The organism is Rhodococcus sp. ARP2 (assembly GCF_001029585.1).
GTDB lineage: Bacteria > Actinomycetota > Actinomycetes > Mycobacteriales > Mycobacteriaceae > Rhodococcus_F > Rhodococcus_F erythropolis.
In genome coordinates this window covers 1-1512 of the sequence record NZ_LEKE01000045.1, presented here as the reverse complement: position 1 = coordinate 1512, position 1512 = coordinate 1, and the positions used below count along the sequence as shown (strand labels likewise).

The window sequence follows — 1512 nt, the reverse complement described above, 5'->3', positions numbered from 1 at the left end:
TTCAACTTCGCTCAAGCTCAGCTGATGATGGTGGGCACTTTCGTCGCCTACACGGGTCTCGTGACCCTGAAACTTCCCGTTCTCGTGGTGGCCGTCATGGCAACCGTGACCGTGATGCTCCTCGCCTCGGTCGAGGAGATCGTCGCGATCAGACCGGTGGCCGATCACCAGAACCAGCTGGTCACCACGCTTGGCGTTGCCACTCTGCTCAATGGTGCAACTCAATTGATTTGGGGTAGTGAACCTCTCACGGTTCCGTTCTTCGGATCGAACGAACCGATCACCCTACTCGGCGGCCGTACCTACCCGGTCGAGATCGCTCTGCTTGTTGCGGCGATCGCACTGGTCATCGGGTTGAGTTACGTCTCGAAGAAGACTATGACGGGTCTGGCTCTGATCGGTATCTCCGAGGATCGTGAAGCGGCGATGCTGCGAGGAGTCAACGTACGACGGTTGGCGCTGGGTGCGTTTGCCTTCTCGGGTGCATTGGCCGGTGTCCTCGGACTCCTTGTCGGCCCCAAGACGTTTGCAGTTGCGACGTTGGGTGCCGCGCTGGCCCTCAAGGGATTCGTGGCGTTGGCGATCGGCGGGTTCGGCTCTCTGCCAGGCGCTTTGATCGGCGGCCTGACCGTCGGCCTGGTGGAATCGTTCACCGCCCTGTGGGCGGGAAGTCAGTACAGCAATATCGCCGTCTTCACGGTGCTGATCGTCATCTTGATGGTCAAACCTGCCGGCTTGTTCGGCAACGTCCGAGAACGGGTGGTGTGAAATGGTAAGCGCGTGGCGGACTTTCCGTTCCCTTCCGAGTTGGATCATCCCGCTCGTCCTGGCGGTAGTGATCTTGCTGCTGCCCGTGATGGGGCTCGACCTGTCGACATCACGGCAGATTCAATTGGCCTGCATCCTGGCACTTGTGGTCAGCGGCCTGAACCTGAGCCTCGGCTTTGCCGGTGAACTGGCGCTCGGCCAGGCCGCGATGTACGCGGCGGGTGCATACACCGCGGGTCTGATGTCCCAGGCCGGTCACACCGACATCCTGGTCCAGCTCGCTGCGGCCGGTGCCGTGGCATTGGGCGTCGGCATCTTGACCGGCGTTCCCGGTCTGCGACTGGGCAACTGGTCCCTGGCGATGACGTCGTTCTTCCTGGTCCTGCTGGTACCGGACGTACTGGCGATCTTCGGCGGCAAGACCGGCGGCCGAAACGGCCTCACCGGTATGGAGCCGCCGACGCTCTTCGGCTCCGAACTCGACACCCAGCAGTACTACATGGTGGTTGTCGTGGTGACCGTCCTCTGGTTCGCGGTGATGCGCAACCTGGTGGTCTCGCGCCACGGCATCGCGTTCCGCACGCTCAAGCAGTCGCCGGTGCTGGCGTCGTCGCAGGGTGTGTCGGTGTTCCGGATGAAACTGCTCGGCTATGCGATCGGTGCGTTCCCGGCCGGTCTGGCGGGTGCGTTGTTCGCCAATACCGACCTGTTCATCTCGCCGGAAGCCTTCGGGTTCACCTTTGC

At 62.3% G+C, this 1512-nt stretch carries 2 protein-coding genes; both read left to right on the top strand.

All coding sequences use genetic code 11. From position 1 onward, the window contains the following. Positions 1-768 (top strand): branched-chain amino acid ABC transporter permease (locus tag ABX74_RS10510; protein WP_047888811.1); only part of this gene is annotated, 768 nt, incomplete at its 5' end. Position 769: 1 nt separating this feature from the next. Then, a partial coding sequence (locus ABX74_RS10505; protein WP_047888810.1) for a branched-chain amino acid ABC transporter permease occupies positions 770-1512 on the top strand: 743 nt, incomplete at its 3' end.